This is a genomic window from Nostoc piscinale CENA21 (genome assembly GCF_001298445.1).
Classification (GTDB): Bacteria; Cyanobacteriota; Cyanobacteriia; order Cyanobacteriales; family Nostocaceae; genus Nostoc_B; species Nostoc_B piscinale_A.
The window spans coordinates 1,182,363-1,201,400 of the sequence record NZ_CP012036.1 but is presented as its reverse complement, the minus strand read 5'-3'; the positions used below and the strand labels follow the sequence as shown (position 1 = coordinate 1,201,400).

Annotated in this window: 12 protein-coding genes and 4 pseudogenes; 9 read left to right on the top strand and 7 right to left on the bottom strand. The window is 41.0% G+C overall.

Annotated elements, in window-relative coordinates; genetic code table 11:
• Nucleotides 1–75 precede the first annotated feature (75 nt).
• Nucleotides 76–1,440, bottom strand: a complete 1,365-nt coding sequence (locus tag ACX27_RS05365; protein ID WP_062289385.1) for a serine/threonine-protein kinase — start codon at nt 1,438–1,440, stop codon at nt 76–78.
• An 81-nt stretch (nt 1,441–1,521) separates the two neighbouring features.
• Nucleotides 1,522–2,535, bottom strand: coding sequence for a LysR family transcriptional regulator (locus ACX27_RS05360; protein ID WP_062298164.1), 1,014 nt, complete (start codon nt 2,533–2,535; stop codon nt 1,522–1,524).
• Nucleotides 2,536–2,743: 208 nt separating this feature from the next.
• Between ACX27_RS05360 and ACX27_RS05355 the strand changes: the two genes are divergently transcribed.
• The 6 genes from ACX27_RS05355 (at nt 2,744) to ndhD1 (ending at nt 11,107) form a co-directional block, all read left to right on the top strand.
• The gene (locus tag ACX27_RS05355) at nt 2,744–3,466 is read left to right on the top strand and encodes an NnrU family protein (RefSeq protein ID WP_418006772.1); all 723 of its coding nucleotides are present in this window, start codon (nt 2,744–2,746) and stop codon (nt 3,464–3,466) included.
• Nucleotides 3,467–3,876: 410 nt separating this feature from the next.
• Nucleotides 3,877–4,263 (top strand): thioredoxin family protein, encoded by a 387-nt coding sequence (locus ACX27_RS05350; RefSeq protein ID WP_062289379.1) that lies wholly within the window; start codon nt 3,877–3,879, stop codon nt 4,261–4,263.
• Nucleotides 4,264–4,502: 239 nt separating this feature from the next.
• Nucleotides 4,503–6,593 (top strand): NAD(P)H-quinone oxidoreductase subunit 5, encoded by a 2,091-nt coding sequence (locus ACX27_RS05345; RefSeq protein WP_062289376.1) that lies wholly within the window; start codon nt 4,503–4,505, stop codon nt 6,591–6,593.
• A 181-nt stretch (nt 6,594–6,774) separates the two neighbouring features.
• Complete coding sequence (locus ACX27_RS32255; protein ID WP_158507347.1) at nt 6,775–6,927, top strand: hypothetical protein; 153 nt, start codon at nt 6,775–6,777, stop codon at nt 6,925–6,927.
• A 181-nt stretch (nt 6,928–7,108) separates the two neighbouring features.
• Complete coding sequence (locus tag ACX27_RS05340; RefSeq protein ID WP_083468674.1) at nt 7,109–9,247, top strand: PAS domain-containing sensor histidine kinase; 2,139 nt, start codon at nt 7,109–7,111, stop codon at nt 9,245–9,247.
• A 282-nt stretch (nt 9,248–9,529) separates the two neighbouring features.
• Nucleotides 9,530–11,107: a photosynthetic/respiratory NAD(P)H-quinone oxidoreductase subunit D1 gene (gene ndhD1, locus ACX27_RS05335; RefSeq protein ID WP_062289372.1), complete on the top strand. Its 1,578-nt coding sequence runs from the start codon at nt 9,530–9,532 to the stop codon at nt 11,105–11,107.
• 76 nt (nt 11,108–11,183) lie between these two features.
• Here the strand turns inward: ndhD1 and ACX27_RS05330 are convergent, their stop codons facing one another.
• Nucleotides 11,184–11,777: a hypothetical protein gene (locus ACX27_RS05330; protein ID WP_062289369.1), complete on the bottom strand. Its 594-nt coding sequence runs from the start codon at nt 11,775–11,777 to the stop codon at nt 11,184–11,186.
• A gap of 285 nt (nt 11,778–12,062) precedes the next feature.
• Between ACX27_RS05330 and ACX27_RS05325 the strand changes: the two genes are divergently transcribed.
• The 3 genes from ACX27_RS05325 (at nt 12,063) to rimJ (ending at nt 14,490) form a co-directional block, all read left to right on the top strand.
• Nucleotides 12,063–12,785, top strand: a complete 723-nt coding sequence (locus ACX27_RS05325) for a Uma2 family endonuclease (RefSeq protein ID WP_062289366.1) — start codon at nt 12,063–12,065, stop codon at nt 12,783–12,785.
• 178 nt (nt 12,786–12,963) lie between these two features.
• Nucleotides 12,964–13,668: a hypothetical protein gene (locus tag ACX27_RS05320; RefSeq protein ID WP_062289363.1), complete on the top strand. Its 705-nt coding sequence runs from the start codon at nt 12,964–12,966 to the stop codon at nt 13,666–13,668.
• A 246-nt stretch (nt 13,669–13,914) separates the two neighbouring features.
• Nucleotides 13,915–14,490: a ribosomal protein S5-alanine N-acetyltransferase gene (gene rimJ, locus ACX27_RS05315; RefSeq protein WP_062289361.1), complete on the top strand. Its 576-nt coding sequence runs from the start codon at nt 13,915–13,917 to the stop codon at nt 14,488–14,490.
• A 115-nt stretch (nt 14,491–14,605) separates the two neighbouring features.
• Here the strand turns inward: rimJ and ACX27_RS05310 are convergent.
• The 4 pseudogenes from ACX27_RS05310 to ACX27_RS05300 form a co-directional block, all read right to left on the bottom strand.
• Nucleotides 14,606–15,238 (bottom strand): annotated as a pseudogene (locus ACX27_RS05310) (cation:proton antiporter); the annotation flags it as partial.
• Nucleotides 15,238–15,420 (bottom strand): annotated as a pseudogene (locus tag ACX27_RS30670) (STAS domain-containing protein); the annotation flags it as partial. The pseudogenes ACX27_RS30670 and ACX27_RS05310, both read right to left, overlap by 1 nt.
• A gap of 262 nt (nt 15,421–15,682) precedes the next feature.
• Nucleotides 15,683–16,049: pseudogene (locus ACX27_RS05305) on the bottom strand (cupin domain-containing protein).
• Nucleotides 16,046–18,941, bottom strand: a pseudogene (locus tag ACX27_RS05300) (glycerol-3-phosphate acyltransferase). The pseudogenes ACX27_RS05305 and ACX27_RS05300 overlap by 4 nt, the downstream one beginning before the upstream one ends.
• Between the last annotated feature and the right edge of the window lie 97 nt (nt 18,942–19,038).

Sequence of the window (19,038 nt, the reverse complement as noted above, 5' to 3'; positions counted from 1 at the left end):
ATGCTACAAAGTACTGAGATTAAATTCCTGAAATTACTGACTGAGACAGAAATTTAGAATTTTATGATGTTTTATTTAAAACATCATAGACAATAATCTATATATCAGTTTAAATAGTGCTGTTACGGCAATAGCTACTAAGCTACCAGTAATTCCTAGTATTACTATTTGTTGGATATCCATTCCTGCCTGCAAGGAAGGAACAAAAAGAATGATTGCAAAGGTAATTGCCGCCACAATCAATAAATTTGTGGTTTTTATCCAGCGTCGAGTTTGAGCAAAAACCATCACACTCAAAATCACGATGGCAATACTGACAGCGATTATAGCTAATGGTATCAGACTAGATAAAGCGATCGCTATCAATGCACCTTCAAAACCGCTAACAGCAGCCCCTGACAATAAATCTGTGGTAGAAAAACTGGCAGGTGGCTGTATAACTGGCGGTTGAGTTGGTGTGTTTGTGAGTGTAGTTGGAGGGATGAACTGCGGAAACAGTTCTTTCAGTACTTCCTCGGCTGATTGAAACCGTTGACTGACAGCAGGCAACAGCATTTTATCTAAAACATTAGCGAGGTGGGGGTCAATATCCACATGCGATCGCCAAGTCCACTGATTAATTAGCGGATCGAATAATTGAGTGGCTGATTCACCTGTGAGTAAAGTCACAGCAGTCACAGCTAAGGCATATAAGTCTGTACAAGGAAATACTTGATTTCCTGTCATTTGTTCTGGTGGGGCAAATCCGGCGGAGTAAATTCCTGTCGATGAGGCGACTGTCCCTGATGCCACATTTGTCACTTGCTTGACTGCACCAAAATCTAAGAGAAATAATTTCCCATCTTGGCGGCGCATAATATTCGAGGGCTTGATATCCCGATGAATAATGCTTTTATCATGAACAAACTTGAGGATTTTGAGAATTTCCTGCAACATATATAAAATTGCTGTCTCGGAAAACTTCCCCTTTTGAGTTAATTCTTCCTCAAGGTTCAGCCCATCGATATATTCTTGGACTAAGTAAAAAAACTGTTCTTCGTGATTGGGTTGGGTAAAACTAGGAACGGTAATTTGGAAAAAAGCGTAGAGTTCTGGGATTTGTTCGTGTTCTCGGCCAATTTCGGCTAAGACATCTGCTTCTCGTTCAAATAATTGTTGAGCGATGCGTAGTTGATTAGCACTAATGTCTCCCGCAGGCTGGAACTGTTTGACTACACAGGCACGAATTCCAGGAATGCGGCGATCGCGTGCAAGAAAGGCAGAGGCAAATCCTCCCCGACCCAGTAATTTGGTAGACATATATCTTCCATCAAGGATGAGCGGCATACCACAGGTAGCGCAATATTTTTGCTGCGCTGTTTTGAGGGTTGTCGCTTCATCTAGGTCGGCAAAATAGTTTTTTGGGCGGGGGCAGCGTGGACGAGTGCAGTAAGCTTCCATGTTATTTTTTAGTCAATAGTCCACAGTTAATAGTCAATAGCCTGTAGCCCTTAACTAATGACTATTGACTATTGACCAGTATCAGCCCTCGTCAGAGGAACTGGGTGTTGCTACATCAAATGTATTTACTACTAGTTTTTTTTGTGACAATTTTATCAGGTCTTGGTTCCATCCTGGAGTAGCAAACTGGGGTAAGATTTCCTGACTGAATGCCTCTGCGGCTTTGGATCTATATCGGTTGGGATTAAAAATCAGCCAGAGTGTGCGCTTGACGGTCACACCTTCAATTGAGGCGCAGTGCAGTACACCCATTTGGAGTTCTTTGGCGATCGCGGATGTCGAGACGAAAGCCGCCCCTAAGCCTGATTGCACAGCATTTTTGATTGCTTCAATGGAATTGAGTTCCATTTCGATTTTGAAACGTCTGGTATCAATTTCGCAGCGTGCTAGTACTTGATCGATGACTTTGCGAATAGTGGATTGGGAATCTAAAGCGATGAATTGTAATTTATATAAGTCGTCTTTTTGAATTGTTTCCAGTTTAGCAAAGGGATGGAATACTGGCAGAATCAGGGCTAACTCATCTTCAGCGTAAGGAATAATTTCTAAAGATTCGGCTAATTCACCAGGAATTTCCCCACCGATGATGGCTAAATCAACTTGGCCGTTGGCGACACTCCAAGCAGTCCGACGCGTCGAGTGAACGTGCAGTTGCACTGCCACATCGGGATATTTTTGGCGAAACATCCCAATCATCCGGGGTAATAAATAAGTCCCGGTGGTTTGAGATGCACCGACAATTAAAGTACCACCTTGGAGATTTTGCAAATCCTCAATAGCACGACAGGTTTCTTGGCACAGACTGAGGATTTTTTCGCCGTAACTTAACAGTAGATGTCCAGCTTCGGTTAATTGGGCGCGACGGCCGCCACGGTCAAATAAAGGGACATCTAGTTGCCGTTCCAGGTTCTGCACTTGCAAACTCACGGCAGGTTGGGAGACATAAAGACTATCAGCGGCACGCTTGAAGCTCCCTTCTTGTGCGATCGCTTTCAGGATACGTAACTGATCTAAAGTGAAAGGAAGGTCAGACATAAGGTTCAACCCACAAACTTTGAAAGGAGCAGCTTTGGCAATACATCGGTTTTGATCACCAAAAAGTGAGAAATGATTTATTGCATCTTTAAACCGGAAGACTTGACTCGAAAAAAAACAGTACCACTGCATCTTCGCGCAAGTCCCCTGTTGAATACTTTGTGTTATTGGTTGTACTGTATTAACTTTTGTTTAAATAACTTCACCCATGTCTACGATGCCTAATCCTTTGTTTACTCCCAGTCATTTTGTCATGTTGGGGTTACAATTTGCTTTTGCGATCGCCCACAGTGGCGGGGCTGCTCTACGTCCATTGGCTGAGAAGCACATAGGAGCAAGGCTTTATCGCATTTTGTTTGCATTAGTTAGTTTACCGTTGGCGGTCATCCTAATTACTTACTTTTTTAACCATCGTTATGACGGCTGGCAACTCTGGCAGGTACAAGGAGTCCCAGGAATACAAGCTGTAGTTTGGGTGTTGTCAGCAATTTCGTTTGTGTTTTTGTATCCTGCCACCTTCAATCTACTAGAAATTGCTGCTATTCAAAAGCCCCAAGTTCATCTGTATGAAACTGGGATTATCCGTATTACCCGTCATCCCCAGATGGTAGGACAAATTATTTGGTGTGTCGCCCATACGCTGTGGTTAGGGACAAGCTTTACTTTGGTCACATCTGTGGGTCTAGTCTTACATCACTTATTTGGAGTTTGGCATGGCGATCGCCGCTTATCCCAACGCTACGGCGAAGCTTTTGAACTTGTTAAACAAAGAACGTCCATTATCCCTTTCCAAGCTGTTATTGATGGTCGTCAGTCTCTGAAATGGCAAGAATTTCTCCGCCCTGCTTATTTAGGAGTAGCAATCTTTGTTGCTCTACTGTGGTGGTTACATCCACTGTTGATCGTCGCAACTAGTAAAATAAAATGGTGATTTTTACTGATCCCAACTATCAACAAAAAATTGCACAAATGCCAATTTCGGCTTATCAATTGCTGCCAAATCAATGTAGGATCAAATCAAATAGTTGTCAGTGGGGGTAAGCTTAACCAGTTTGATCTTCATAATAGTGGTAAGTCGCTGGTCAAATATCTTGGTTGAAATTTTCATGGCACAGTCTTCTCAACACCCTCGATGACAGAGGCAATCAGGAGTTAAAAAAAATCTAAAAGCCACCATGAAAGTCGTGCTGGTTTTTTTATCAGAGTTAAAATCAAAGCGGCATTAATTTTTTAATCATCTTTAATCCTGAATGCTGATTCATAGATAGGTGCTGACTAAGTTGCCAATTCTTCCTGCTGATAGCTAGTTTGATATTAAAACCCTATAATTTTCGAGGCATCATGGTGTTGTCGGTTAGTGAGCGGACATTTACTCAAGAAGTTTTAGAATCTCCAGTACCTGTTTTAGTTAATTTTGAAGCACCTTGGTGCGGCTTATGCCGTATCATCCACCCTTTGTTGTTGCAATTTAAATCTCAATGCGGGGAGCAAATTAAATTGGTGGGAGTGAATGCAGATGAAAACTTCAAATTATCCAACACTTATCGTCTCAAGTCACTACCCACTTTACTTTTAGTAGAAAACGGCATTATCCGACATCGCCTAGAAGGTTTTCGTGGTAGAGACGATTTACGTCTGGCTCTAGAAGAAATCAAGCTCACCTATACCAATCGTTCTAAAACATACAACCACTCCCAAACAGCAGATTTAGAATGTCGCACTGCATAATATGAGTCATTTGTCAATAGTCAATAGTTGATGATCATTGAGTGAAAGATGCTATTGACTCCATCCAAATCTAAAACCATGCTTAATTACCCCGCCCAATCACCCTTGGGTGGGGTATTTTATCATCAGGGGTGTGTGTCACAATTATTAACAGTTCCGACCAGGACAGTTGCCTGCGGAAGACAGTCACCGCAAAACTGTCCTAAGCTAGTCAAGAATTCTCAAATTATGCGTCAGTGATGGAAGCAATCTATGAATATGCCTGGCTGATTCCGGTGTTACCTCTTCTGGGGGCAATGCTGGTCGGTTTGGGATTAATTTCGATCAATCAGGTGACGAACCGCCTGCGGCAACTCAACGCTGTGTTGATTATCTCCTTGATGGGAGCAGCGATGGGCTTGTCGTTTGCCTTGCTGTGGAGTCAAATTCAAGGGCATCCGACTTATCTGCGGACTTTGGAATGGGCAGCAGCAGGGAATTTTCACCTGAGAATGGGCTACACAATTGACCACCTGACAGCCCTTATGCTGGTAATTGTGACAACTGTAGCCTTTTTAGTCATGGTCTACACCGATGGCTATATGGCACATGATCCAGGATATGTAAGGTTTTACGCTTATCTGAGCTTATTCGGCTCCTCAATGTTGGGTCTGGTGGTCAGTCCCAACTTAGTGCAAATTTATATCTTCTGGGAACTGGTAGGGATGTGTTCCTACTTGCTGGTCGGTTTTTGGTACGATCGCAAGTCCGCAGCCGATGCCTGCCAAAAAGCATTTGTGACCAACCGCGTTGGTGACTTTGGTTTGTTACTGGGGATTTTGGGGCTATTCTGGGCAACTGGTAGCTTTGATTTTCACATCATGGGCGATCGCCTCGCGCAACTGGTGCAATCAGGAACAATCAGCAATTTCCTCGCCGTCCTGTTTGCGATTTTGGTCTTCCTCGGCCCCGTTGCTAAATCAGCCCAGTTCCCCCTCCATGTCTGGCTGCCAGATGCGATGGAAGGCCCGACACCAATTTCCGCCTTAATCCACGCCGCCACAATGGTGGCAGCAGGTGTATTCCTGGTTGCCCGGATGTACCCTGTTTTTGAACACGTACCCGCCGCGATGAACGTAATTGCCTTTACTGGGGCATTTACAGCATTTTTAGGGGCGACAATTGCGATTACGCAAAACGACATCAAAAAAGGCTTGGCTTACTCCACCATTTCCCAATTGGGTTACATGGTAATGGCGATGGGAGTAGGTGCTTACAGTGCTGGCTTATTTCACCTGATGACTCACGCTTACTTCAAAGCGATGTTGTTCTTGGGTTCCGGTTCTGTAATTCACGGGATGGAAGGAGTCGTTGGCCATGACCCCGCTTTAGCCCAAGATATGCGACTCATGGGCAAACTGCGGAAATATATGCCCATTACAGCCATTACCTTTTTGATTGGCTGCTTGGCAATTTCTGGTATGCCTCCTTTTGCGGGTTTTTGGTCAAAAGATGAAATTCTTGGTAAAGCTTTTGCGGCTAATCCATTTTTGTGGATTGTTGGCTGGCTAACTGCGGGAATCACGGCTTTTTACATGTTCAGAATGTATTTCATGACATTTGAAGGCAAATTCCGGGGTACTGACGAGAAAATCAAAGACAAACTCAAGAAAGCCGCTACAATCATCCTCGAATTGGAAGCTGAAGAACCAGCCCCGAATTTTGGCCCAGGGGCAATGAAACACGGTGAACTAGCTGCCACAGGAGACCATCATGGTTCTCATGGTCATCACAGCGATTCTCCCCATGAGTCACCGTGGACAATGACCTTGCCGTTAGTAGTACTGGCTGTTCCTTCAATTTTGATTGGTTTGGTGGGAACTCCCTTTGCTAATTATTTCGAGGAATTTATTTACTCACCCAACGAAACTCTCGCTGAAGTTTTAGAAAAAGCCGCCGAATTCGAGCCGACGGAATTTTATATTATGGCGGGGGCTTCTGTGGGGATTTCCTTGATTGGGATTACTTTGGCTTCCTTGATGTATTTGCAACGGAAAATTGACCCTGCTGCGATCGCAGCAAAAATCAAACCTTTGTACGAGCTATCCCTCAACAAATGGTACTTTGATGACATTTACCATCGCGTCTTTGTCCTCGGCTTGCGTCGCCTAGCTAGACAAGTGATGGAAGTTGACTTCCGCGTTGTTGATGGTGCTGTTAACCTCACAGGCTTTTTCACCCTAGTCAGTGGCGAAGGGCTGAAATATTTAGAAAATGGTCGCGTTCAATTTTATGCCTTGATTGTGTTTGGCGCAGTTTTGGGCTTGGTGATCGTTTTTGGTATCACCTGATTCTCATAAGGGTGGGCGACTGTCCACCCTTCAATTTTTCATTTTTGAGAGTCTGAATTAGACTCCTTTTTTTTGGTTATATAGCAAAACTCAAGATGTTGATTCAGCGATCGCTTCTTACAGAAGTTTAAAGGGCAAAGTTTTCAAAGGTGAAACCCTGGCAATCGATGAACCCAAATAAGTGTTAAAAGTTGTTAATGCAAAAATTAATGCCGCAGTACAAGACAAGAAAGACTTGTTAGCATCTGATCCAAGCGCATCAACTGAAAGTTTTGATTCATCAATTGCTTCTTATAAAAGCTTAAAGGGAAAAGTTTCCAAAGGTAAACTCTAACAATAGATGAAACCAAAGACGTATTAAAAGCTATTAATTCTTGCTAGACAACATCGTATCAATCAATAGTCTTCAGTCTTCGCTACCCAAGTAAATTATTCACACTAATTTGGGCAATATTAATACTAACATCGAAATTTACTTGTTTTCCCTGTTTTAACTGGGCTGGAGATCAAACACTATGTTCGTTGAATCTGAGTATCAAGAGCTACCGACTTGTTGCCAGCAGCGAGATCATTTAATAGCAGATTTAGAGAATACACGAAAATTACTTCAAAACACTCAGCAGAAATTGTTTTTTTTGGTCGAATATCATCCTTTAGGAATTATTCAGTGGAATATAGATTTTGAGGTTTTAGATTGGAATCCGGCAGCTGAACGTATCTTTGGTTACAGTAAACAAGAAGTACTCAACCTTCATATTGCGGAAATTCTATTACCTAGTATTCCTAAAGAAGATGCCAATCAGTTAATGACTGCATTGCTCAAGCAACATGGGAGAAATTACTGTACCAATGAGAATTTTACTAAAGATGGCAAAATAATGACTTGCGAATGGCATCACACTCCTGTATTTGATTCTCAAGGAAATGTGACTAGTGTTTTGTCCATCGTTGAAGATATTACAAATCGTAAAAATACTTATATTACTGCCCAGCAACAAGCAGAAACTAATCTCAAAAAATCCCTTAAAGAATTAGCAGATATCAAATTCGCTTTAGACCAATCATCTATTGTTGCCGTAACTAACAATCAAGGCATTATTGAATATGTGAATGATAAGTTTTGTCAAATCTCCCAATATCAACCAGAAGAATTAATTGGTAAAACCCATAGAATTATCAATTCTGGCTATCACTCCCAAGAGTTTTTTCAAGAGATGTGGTTAACTCTCGGACAGGGAAAGGTATGGAAAAGAGAAGTTAAAAATTTGGCAAAAGATGGCACATATTATTGGGTAGATACGACAATTGTGCCTGTTTTAGATGAGCAAGGCAAACCCCAGCAATATGTAGCTATTCGTAATGATATTACTGCGCGGAAACAAGCAGAAATTACTCTTAAAAAATCCCTTAAAGAATTAGCAGATATCAAATTCGCTTTAGACCAATCATCTATTGTTGCCGTAACTAACAATCAAGGCATTATTGAATATGTGAATGATAAGTTTTGTCAAATCTCCCAATATCAACCAGAAGAATTAATTGGTAAAACCCATAGAATTATCAATTCTGGTTATCACTCCCAAGAGTTTTTCCAAGAGATGTGGTTCACTATTAGTCAGGGAAGAGTTTGGAAAGGCGAAGTTAAAAATCTGGCGAAAGATGGCACATATTATTGGGTAGATACGACAATTGTGCCTGTTTTAGATGAGCAAGGCAAACCCCAGCAATATGTAGCTATTCGTAATGATATTACTGCACGTAAACAAGCAGAAGCCGAACTCAGTCAAAAAGCCAAGGAATTAGAACAAGCTTTACAGGAATTGCAACATACGCAATTGCAACTGATTCAAACTGAAAAAATGTCTTCTCTGGGGCAACTAGTTGCGGGAGTTGCTCATGAAATCAATAATCCAGTTAATTTTATTTTTGGCAATCTCAAACATGCCTATCAATATACTCAAAATATCATCAAAATTCTTAAACTTTACAAATATCATTATCCAAAACCAGACTTAGAAATTCAAGCAGAAACTGAAAATTGTGATTTAGAATTTATAATCGAAGATTTGCCAAAACTTTACTCTTCAATGACATTTGGAGCAACTCGAATCAGTGATATTGTAACATCTCTACGTACCTTTTCTCGTCTGGATGAATCTGATTTAAAAGCTGCTGATATACATGATGGTCTGGATAGTACTTTAATGATTTTAGAGCATCGTCTAACATCTAAAATAAACAGACCCAATATTTTAGTGATTAAGGAATATAGCAATTTACCTTTAGTTGAATGTTATGCTGGGCAACTCAACCAAGTATTTATGAATATTTTGCTGAATGCGATTGATGCGTTAGAAGAAAATGTCCAGCAGCTAACACCAACTATTTGCATCCGTACAGCTATGCTAAACCCCAAACAAGTCAAAATCAGCATTATCGATAATGGTGTCGGGATGTCAGATGAAGTCAGACAAAAAATATTTGACCCCTTTTTTACAAGTAAACCTGTAGGTAAAGGAACGGGGATGGGTTTGTCTATTAGTTACCAAATTATTACTAACAGACATCAAGGGTCTTTAGAATGTATTTCTTCTCCAGGAAAAGGTGCTGAATTTATCATGACAATTCCTATTCACTTAGTACGGGAGAACTGATTTTATCAACTATCCTAATGACGAATTGTGAATTACGAATTACGAATTTTCCTGAGATGGTGCGATCGCAGTCCTAAAATTTTCGGTAAACTGCTCGCTGAAAGCGGGTATTCTCACCGATACTGAGTCACCGCTAAAGTTAAAAGATACTACCACAATAATAAGTGGGGATTGTCCACTTAATTAAATCAACCTAACAAGGAATGCCAAATCCCCAAAAAGCTGCTACTTAATAGCTAGGGCTTCCTTGATAAACATGATTTTGATTGTAGACAAATTGTGATGAATACAGCTAATTTCCCGTGGCTGACGACAATTATCCTCTTGCCGATTGCGGCATCACTCTTGATTCCGATTATCCCGGATAAAGATGGTAAAACAGTGCGTTGGTATTCCCTGATAGTTGGGTTGATAGACTTCGCGCTGATTGTCTACGCCTTTTATACCGGGTACGACTTCTCCAACCCAGACTTGCAGCTGTCTGAAAGTTATGCCTGGGTACCACAGCTAGATTTGAAGTGGTCAGTAGGGGCAGATGGTTTATCCATGCCCCTAATTATTTTGACTGGATTCATTACTACCCTGGCAATATTAGCAGCTTGGCCTGTCACCCTTAAACCCAGGCTATTTTACTTTTTAATCCTGGCGATGTATGGCGGACAAATTGCGGTCTTCGCTGTGCAGGATATGTTGCTGTTTTTCTTGGTGTGGGAACTGGAATTGATTCCGGTTTACTTGCTGTTGGCAATTTGGGGTGGTAAAAAGCGGCAATACGCAGCGACCAAGTTTATTTTGTACACTGCTGGCGGTTCGCTGTTTATCTTGGTCGGGGCGTTGACGATGGCCTTTTATGGCGATACAGTCACCTTTGATATGCACTCCCTCGGCCTCAAAGATTACGCCCTTAATTTCCAACTGTTACTTTATGCTGGCTTTTTGATTGCTTACGCCGTCAAATTACCAATTATTCCCCTACATACCTGGCTACCTGATGCCCACGGTGAAGCTACAGCACCTGTACACATGTTACTGGCAGGTATTCTCTTGAAAATGGGCGGTTATGCCTTGATTCGGATGAATGCCCAAATGCTGCCCGATGCCCATGCGTATTTTGCCCCGGTTCTCATAATTTTAGGGGTAGTTAACATTATCTACGCCGCCCTAACATCCTTTGCCCAGCGTAACCTCAAGCGCAAAATTGCCTACTCCTCAATTTCCCACATGGGCTTTGTGACTATCGGTATCGCCTCCTTCACCGATTTGGGCTTGAGTGGTGCAGTACTGCAAATGGTGTCTCACGGCTTAATTGGGGCGAGTTTGTTCTTTTTGGTTGGTGCAACCTACGATCGCACACACACCTTAATGCTAGATGAAATGGGTGGTGTTGGTAAGCGGATGCAGAAAATTTTTGCTATGTTCACTACCTGTTCAATGGCTTCTTTAGCATTGCCAGGAATGAGTGGTTTCGTAGCAGAATTAATGGTATTTGTGGGCTTTGCCACTAGCGATGCTTATAGCTCTACCTTCAAAGTTATCGTAGTCTTTTTGATGGCAGTGGGTGTGATTTTAACCCCAATTTATTTGCTATCAATGTTGCGGGAAATCTTCTACGGCAAAGAAAACGAAGAATTAGTTTCGCACCAGAAACTCATCGATGCTGAACCCCGCGAAGTCTTTATTATCGCTTGTTTGCTAGTACCAATTATCGGTATCGGTTTCTATCCTAAATTGCTGACTCAAATTTACGACTCTACAACTGTACAATTGACAGCAAGATTGCGTGATTCTGTTCCAACTTTGGCAGAGAAAAAAGCAGAAGCACCAAAGCTTTCATTGAATGCGCCAACAATTGGTAATTAGTCAGCGATTGATCAATAAAATTATTTTTTCAGGCGGGTTTTATACTCGCCTTTTTTGTATCAATCTAATTACGAAATTATACAAAGCTTCTCATAATTCCTAAAATTTTGCCCACATCGCTGAGAAAATATTCATTTAAATCAATTTCTACTATCTGTCCAGTCAACCGCATAAATTTCCAGTTAGTACCCGTAGTGACGCTACCATAAATAGTTGCAATTGCATTACCTTTTTGTTGATTAAATAATTGTGCAGCTACCATTTCAGCGATACACTGACCTAATCCAGATTGGATGTTATCATTTTTAGCTTCTACTAGGGCAACTACAGGTGCTTTAATAATTATTTTTTCTGGGGATTTACTAATAATAAAATTACAAAAACCAGTTAAACCTTTTTCGGGACTAACATTAAATTCTCTGCCTGAAAATAAGCTAATTTGATTTTGTAATTGTTCTTTTAGTTCTACTAATATTGGTGTCAAAATTAATTCTGAACGAGATTTTCCAGTGGCGATCGCTAAAGCCAATGGTATATATTTTTTAAGTGCTTGTGCTAAAAAATCGCTATATTCTATTGCAGGTATGTCAGCAAAGATACCCACAGATTCCCTGATGGTAATGTCAAAAGTGGTTTCGACAGTTTCTATAGTAAATTGACTGTATGACACTTGACAAAAATTATCTCACCTACATTTAATTGTGACTCAGTTTGATTATAACTAAACAGCACTTACGGGAAAGTATGAAAAAACGTAGACGCGCAAGCGGCTTCCCGCAGGGTACCACAAAGGACGCAGAGGACACAAAGTTATAAGAGTCTGAGAGAGTTATTGCGTAAGGTCTACTAAAACTACAGTATTAATTTAGCGATTAAAACTTTGTGATATCTACATATATCAAAATTCCATTATTTTCTAAAATCTTTCTAGAAATTGCATCTACTCAGACCGCTCATGTTAAACTACAACCCGTTACACTGTTTACCATCTTCCGAAGAGCTACCAGACTCAGAGGATACACCTGTGGATAATGAACTACAAGATTTAATTCCCAGCTTGCTAAAATCGACACTCGCCTTTGTGTGGTCTGAGCGTTGGGATTGGTTTTTTGGCGTGAAGATGGGAATTTATTACGACCCAAAAAAAGCTGCGATCGCGCCTGATGCTTTTCTCAGCATAGGGGTTAAACGCTTTATTGATGGTGATTTACGCCTGAGTTATGTAACGTGGGAAGAAAAACAACCACCAGTTTTAGCATTAGAGGTCGTTTCTCAAATCAGTCATGGTGAATACAGTACCAAAAAAGAATTGTACGCTAAAGAATTAGGTGTTTTATACTACATTATCTACAAACCTCTGCGAAAGAAAAAGCCACCTCTGGAAGTTTATCAATTAAAAGATGGCGAATATTTTTTAATACCAGGAAACCCGATTTGGCTACCAGAAATTGGTTTAGGAATTGGCAGAGAACGGGGAATTTATCAAGGTATTGCAAGAGAATGGTTATATTGGTATAACGAAGAAGGACAAAGGTTACTCACCGCAGAAGAACGTGTTCACGAAATAGAAGAACAATTAAATTTTGAGCGCCAGCTACGTATCCAAACAGAACAAAAAATGCAATTGCTGGCTGAACAATTAAGAGTTTTAGGTGTAGAACCTGAAAGTTTAGCCTGAAGATTTTTATTACATCTCTCGTCATTACCAGCCACGTTCCTCAAGAACAGAATCGAGAAACGTGGCTTGTGATATTTGGCGCTTTTTTTGTGCAAGGTTGTTAATCAACTAACTGATTAGGGAATGATAAAACTAATTGCTGGTTGACAATTTAGTTGCATAAATATTCTCATGGAATATGGATATTAAACTAGGGTTCGGCTCTATCCCAAAACCTCAGTATGTATTTGTGAGTAAAGAAAATGATCATTGTTGGTATACGCTGTCTGATGATGGTAAACAAATACCTATTTATGACAGAGCATTAACTGGCGTGATTACGGAAATAGAAGTTAACAAAATAGTAGAAACTTCTCAGGGAAAAAGTGAAAAAACAGATTTACATATTTTGGCAGATAAGCCTTATATTATTCGCTCAGGAAGTGAGTCTTATTTCTCCAAGGGTTTATTGCTCTCACTTGATGCCTTAAGCTATGAAAAATTACTTCAGCCACTAACAATTGCAGTAAGTCCAGGCGAAAAAGCTATAGTATTTTGTACAATTTATCATCCAGTGACTTATCGCTCTGTAGGGGTAAGTTGGGATGGACATAAGGAAATAGACTGGCAAGTACTAGGAAAACGAGTGAGTCTAAAAATTAATGGTACAAAAACTGTAACTTCCGATACAAAAGAAATACTGAATAATGGAATTACGGCAGAAATTCGTGCTGATTTTATTGCCAAAACCGACACCTATTTATCACAGTTAAATTGGACTCCCCAGCAGGGTAGAGAGTATTTACAGCAAAAATATGGTAAAAAATCACGTCACCATCTCTCGGAGACAGAACTTGTAGATTTTGTGGACTACCTCCAGTTACAACTGACTCTAAGTTATTAAAGTATTGAATATATTCAAAATGCGATCGCCTAATTTCCAGAATTTGATCAACTGGTAGAGGCGATCGCTCTTTTATACTATATGAACAACAGAGACAAGGGAGACAGGGTAAACAAGGAAGACAAAATCTCGAAAATGCTAATTCTGCTAAATCTTGTTATAACAGTTTTACTGTTTGGTACTCACAACCGCAAACAGCCAGAATAAAATGCTGTAGCCATCAGTTATCAAGTTGGTCAAGTTTGTATGCACTCAGAATTGCCAATTATTACTAGCGATCGCTTATTATTACGCATTGCCATCCAAGAAGATATTCCCCAAATCCTAAAATATTTCCTAGACAACAAATCTTATCTAACTCCTTTTTATCCTAAATGGGGGGATGGTTTTTTTACAGAAGAGTATTGGCAATATCAACTAGAAAATACATTCTTAGAATTTATTCATGATCAATCTTTAAAATTATTTATCTTTCATCGCAAAAATCCTAAAATTATCCTTGGCACAATTAATTTTAATAATTTTATTCGGGGAGCCGCCCATTTTTGTTATGTAGGTTATAGTCTAGCTGAACATGAGCAAGGTAAAGGCTACATGACAGAAGGATTAAAAGCAGCAATTCAATATGTATTTGATGATTTAAATTTTCATCGCATCATGGCAAATTATATGCCACATAATCAACGTAGCGGTAATGTACTGAGAAGATTAGGATTTGTAGTCGAAGGATATGCCAGAGACTATTTATTAATTAACGGCAAGTGGCAAGATCATATTCTTACCAGTCTCACGAATCCTCATTGGCAACCAGAGAGAGACTAAATATAATTTTTGCTCAAACACAAAAATAACTCGCTTTTGCGGGTTATTTTTGTAGCCGCGACTTCTCATCACCAAAACAGAATCAGGACTGTTGAAATTTATTAAAGAAAAGTCTTTAGTTGAGTAAATTGGCTTCTTCTAAAGATTCTTTGGCTTCAGGCGATTGTTTAAAAGCCAGCCGTAATAAAGCTAAGAAAGTTGTTAAAATCATCATAATGACGATCGCAGCTTGCAATGGTTTATTCAGAGTACCACTAGCAGCACCAATTGCCGCAAACACTAACCCAACTTCACCACGGGGAATCATCCCTACACCAACCCCTAACCGATTAATTCCAGCTTGACCAAAAACTGCCCAACCTGTAAAAACTTTGCCGATAATCGCTACCAAAATTAAGAAAGTTGCAATAATTAATCCTTCTCGGTTTTCGGGAACTACAGGGTTAAATACACCTAAATCAACTTTTGCACCAACAATCACAAAGAAAACTGGAACTAAGATATCAGCAACAGGTTTTACCTGCTCATCTAACTCTTTGCGTTTATCAGTTTCATCCAAAACTAAGCCAGCAGCAAAAGCACCTAATATTGCTTCTAGGTGAATCGCATTACCCAAGAAAGCCATAAAGAATGCAAAAATAAATGCTGGGATAATTAAGTTACCTCTTGTTTGCAATTTATTAACAATTGCTACAAAATTTTGATTGAAATATTTACCCAGCAGAATTGCACCAATCAGAAATACAGTTCTAAGCGGCGTTTAACTTTGCCAGTTGAACCCACAATTAGCACTTTACGACCTTGTTCACTTGCATCTTTGATGGCGTTTTCAATTGCAAAAGAAGCCGTCACACCCAATATTGGCACATCACTCAAATCCATAATCAATACATCAGAGTCAGCCATTGCGGAATGTTCACGAGCGATCGCTGACATTTTGGATTTTTGTAACCAAAATTCAAAATTGGGGTGTTTATATTACGTATTTAGGACTTACGCATAAAAACGAAAAATCAAGGGTTTTGGCGAGGGTGTAGGGGTACAGGGGTGTATGTATCTAAAACCCTTCCGCCACATACCCTTACACCCTTACACCCAATCTTCATAGACAATCTTGGTGCGTAAGTCCTGGTATTGTTATAGAGATTTTGACAAGGCATATAAGCTTTTTTGAGGTTAGAACATCTGCTTCTTACTCAGTACTCAGCACTTTACTACATGACTCGACTCGCAAGCCAAAGTAGGTCAAAACAAGTTCTGTATCGCCACTATTAATAACTTCGTGAACTTCCCCTGGTTCTATAGCAATACAGTTTCCGGGAAGTAGGGGATATTCTTGGTGATCTACGCGAATCACCCCAGAACCTGCTTCAACAAAAAATACTTCACACATATCTTGATGTGCGTGTGCGGTGGCTGTTTGTCTGGGGGCAAACCGGGCTTGAGAAAAGTTGGTGAGGTGAGGTAAATCGCCAAAGCGTAACATCACCTTTTTTTTTAATTTCGGGATTGTGGGAAACAGATTCTTCGGGCAAGTTGTTGAGGGAAGTGGTAATCATTGTGGTCTTAAGTCGTTAGATAGTTCTACGATACCCCTAGACCCATCAATTCTGACCCGTTGACCATCTTGCAATAACCAAGTTGCACCTCTGACATCCATTACCGCCGGAATACCATATTCACGGGCGACAATTGCGCCATGAGATAATCTACCGCCAGCTTCAGCAATCAGTCCGCCAGCCCTAACTAATAAAGGAGCCCAACCAGAATCGGTGTAAGGGACAACTAAAATAGTCTCGCGGTCAATTTGGGGTAAATCTTGTAAGTTCCGCACTACTTTGACTCGACCTTCGGCTTGTCCGTGGCTGGCGGGAATACCCTGTAATAGTTGGTCGGAGTAGATAGGAGAAGGTGCTAGGGGATGGGGTGGTGTATGCCCGTAAATCAAAATCGGGACTTGGGGAATTTTGCTATCTTCGAGGAATTGCGATCGCCGATATTCGATAATTTCTAGTAAGCGTTCTGGCAACGGGGTATCAGCTTCGGCAATTAGCTGTCTAATTTCTGCGATTTCTAGGAAAAAGATATCGCCCGCCTGTTTGAGTAACCCAGATTTTAACCAAGTTTTTTCAATGGCGACAAATCGCCAGCGCAATTCTGCCAACAGTCGAGAATAAACCTCTGTCACCCTTCCTTTAATATCTACACGTTCTTGGACAAAGCCACGTTTGCGTTTACCAGATAAAGCCCGATTAATGGGGTCAATACCGCCTGTTTCTGGTTGATTACCTTGAATTAGTTGCACAAATAACTGCTGTACTGGGCGGGGGTCTTCTTTCCAGGTGGGAACAGCAATGTTAGTCCCGACATCACTTAAATACCCGTAATCTTCTAGCAGTTCGTTAAATTCGTAAAGAACTTTTTGACCTTCTGGTGTTTGTTCTAACTGTTCAAATACTTGGTCTGGTTCAAACTCTGTTAATATTCTTCTCGCATCGGCGGCTAAAGCACTGAGCGATCGCAAAGCGGCGACTTCTGGTGTCACACTATTATCAATCTGCCCATCTTTCACCCGAAAGATGCCTTGTCTAATGGCAGCACTCAAAGGCGCTAAAATGCTGTAATAAGTACCACGCCGCAGTAATTCTAAGTTAAAATCAATTCTCTCTAAGATTTGCGCTGGTTCCATCTCCTCAATTGATTCATGGGCTAATTGCGACAACCCAGGAATAAATAACTGACGGTAGTCGTGCTTAAAGTCTTTGTCTAAATTCAATTCCTGTTTCAACAACTGCATTAATCCGGGGAGATTCTGCATTGTGGACTGCAAAGGCGGTGTACTCATTTTTGCGCCTCTGGTGAGAAATTCCAAACTTTCTGGCGGTAAACCCATCCGCAGAAAAATATCTCCTAACAGGGAGGCATTAAAATAAGCCCTAGAGTAATGCAGGGTGGCAGTTTCCGTAAAATCTAACCCAGAAGCGCGATCGCCCAACACAATTGTGAAAATATCTCCCCACACGCCACAAGTTAAGGGGCGATTAATTGACCAAGTTAAAGGATGAATCACCCCCGGAATCACTTCGGCGGCGATTTTCCTTGTCCAGATTGGTAATAAGGTAGTAATTGGTCGGGCTTGCAACACCCACAAAGTTTGACCGTCATAACACCACTCAATATCTTGGGGTATGCCGTGATAACGTTTTTCGATGCGGTAGGCGAGGTAAGCCACTTGTTTGAGGATCGCTTGGGGGACTTGTCCTGTCCCTTCGATGTGAATTGAGGAAATATTATCTGTCTCGACTACAAAGGCGCGATATTGTTCGGGTGTGACTTGTCCAGAGACGACTTGAATCGGACTACCGGGTAAGGCTTCAATTAAAATCGCATCACCTTGCTGCGTAATCGGATCACGGGTAAAGGCCACCCCCGAATAGACGCTTTGGACTTGCTGCTGCACCAGCACTGTCATCGCTGTTTCTGGTAAACCGCGATCCATCCGGTACTGTACTGCACTGGGATGATTGTAGGAATCTTGCACTTGGGCGATCGCAGTTTGCAATTGTTCTTTACTGGTGACACTCACCACCGTTTCATACTGTCCGGCGGCGGAGGCTTGTTCAGAATCTTCCCCAATGGCTGAGGAACGTACAATTAACGGTGATAAATCTGAAGGTTTGAGGAAGGTGATTAATTTTTCGGGATCTGCACCAGGGACAATTACCCAACCTTTGGGGACAGGATAACCCCAACGCTTAATTTGAGAGAGGGTAGCGGCTTTTTGTCCGACTATTGCCCCATCTAGTTCATCATCTAAAGTCAAAATTGGGCGATCGCTTTGTAATGTTGCTAAGGTTGCTTGGGTACTTGTCTGGGCTTCTGCTACTGGTAAATCTAAATCATCCGGCATTTGCCGATAAATCCACCCCAGCAACACAGCTAAAGCGATCGCGGCCAAAATTCTGAATAAATCATCAGAATGCAAAATGATCACCAGTAAGGGAAACAGCACTAATACTCCATATTTCACGGGTTGTTTAGCACGAAATACTAAAAATGTAGTGATTGCTAAAAAAACTGACAAATACTGCCACTAATGGATCATGAATTAAAAATCCCCAAGCAGCATTTGTTGTCCCCGCCCCTTTACCTAGCCAAAATCTCCCTAAAACTAAAGCAATTATGGCGATTATTTCCCACGGCGAACCATCTGGGAAAAAAATACGAGTCAGAAAAACGGCGGCGATTCCCTTTAAGGCTTCTGAGACTACTGCCAAAAGCCCTACCCATGTGCCGCCATGATAAAAAGCGGCTGAGACGCTGATGTTTTTTGTGCCTATCCGTGATAATTGCCTACCTGTCAACCCGTTGGTAATCCAGGCAATTAGAGGTAAGCCGCCTAATAGGGGGCAGGCAATTAAAATAACTAAGGCACCCCAAAGTTCAAGCATTGTTGATGTTGGATTTTAGATTTATATTGCATCTAAAATCTCAAATCGCAAAATCTAAAATTTTTTGGAAGTTTTTTCCCGATTTTTCGGACACTTT

What these genes read in the sequence shown, in the direction of transcription:
- ACX27_RS05320 (WP_062289363.1), top strand. Translation starts at nt 12,964, where the DNA reads ATGGATATTAAACTAGGGTTCGGCTCTATCCCAAAACCTCAGTATGTA.
- ACX27_RS05355 (WP_418006772.1), top strand. Translation starts at nt 2,744, where the DNA reads ATGTCTACGATGCCTAATCCTTTGTTTACTCCCAGTCATTTTGTCATG.
- ndhD1 (WP_062289372.1), top strand. Translation starts at nt 9,530, where the DNA reads ATGAATACAGCTAATTTCCCGTGGCTGACGACAATTATCCTCTTGCCG.
- ACX27_RS05360 (WP_062298164.1), bottom strand. Translation starts at nt 2,535, where the DNA reads ATGTCTGACCTTCCTTTCACTTTAGATCAGTTACGTATCCTGAAAGCG.
- rimJ (WP_062289361.1), top strand. Translation starts at nt 13,915, where the DNA reads ATGCACTCAGAATTGCCAATTATTACTAGCGATCGCTTATTATTACGC.
- ACX27_RS05325 (WP_062289366.1), top strand. Translation starts at nt 12,063, where the DNA reads ATGTTAAACTACAACCCGTTACACTGTTTACCATCTTCCGAAGAGCTA.
- ACX27_RS05340 (WP_083468674.1), top strand. Translation starts at nt 7,109, where the DNA reads ATGTTCGTTGAATCTGAGTATCAAGAGCTACCGACTTGTTGCCAGCAG.
- ACX27_RS05345 (WP_062289376.1), top strand. Translation starts at nt 4,503, where the DNA reads ATGGAAGCAATCTATGAATATGCCTGGCTGATTCCGGTGTTACCTCTT.
- ACX27_RS05350 (WP_062289379.1), top strand. Translation starts at nt 3,877, where the DNA reads ATGGTGTTGTCGGTTAGTGAGCGGACATTTACTCAAGAAGTTTTAGAA.
- ACX27_RS05365 (WP_062289385.1), bottom strand. Translation starts at nt 1,440, where the DNA reads ATGGAAGCTTACTGCACTCGTCCACGCTGCCCCCGCCCAAAAAACTAT.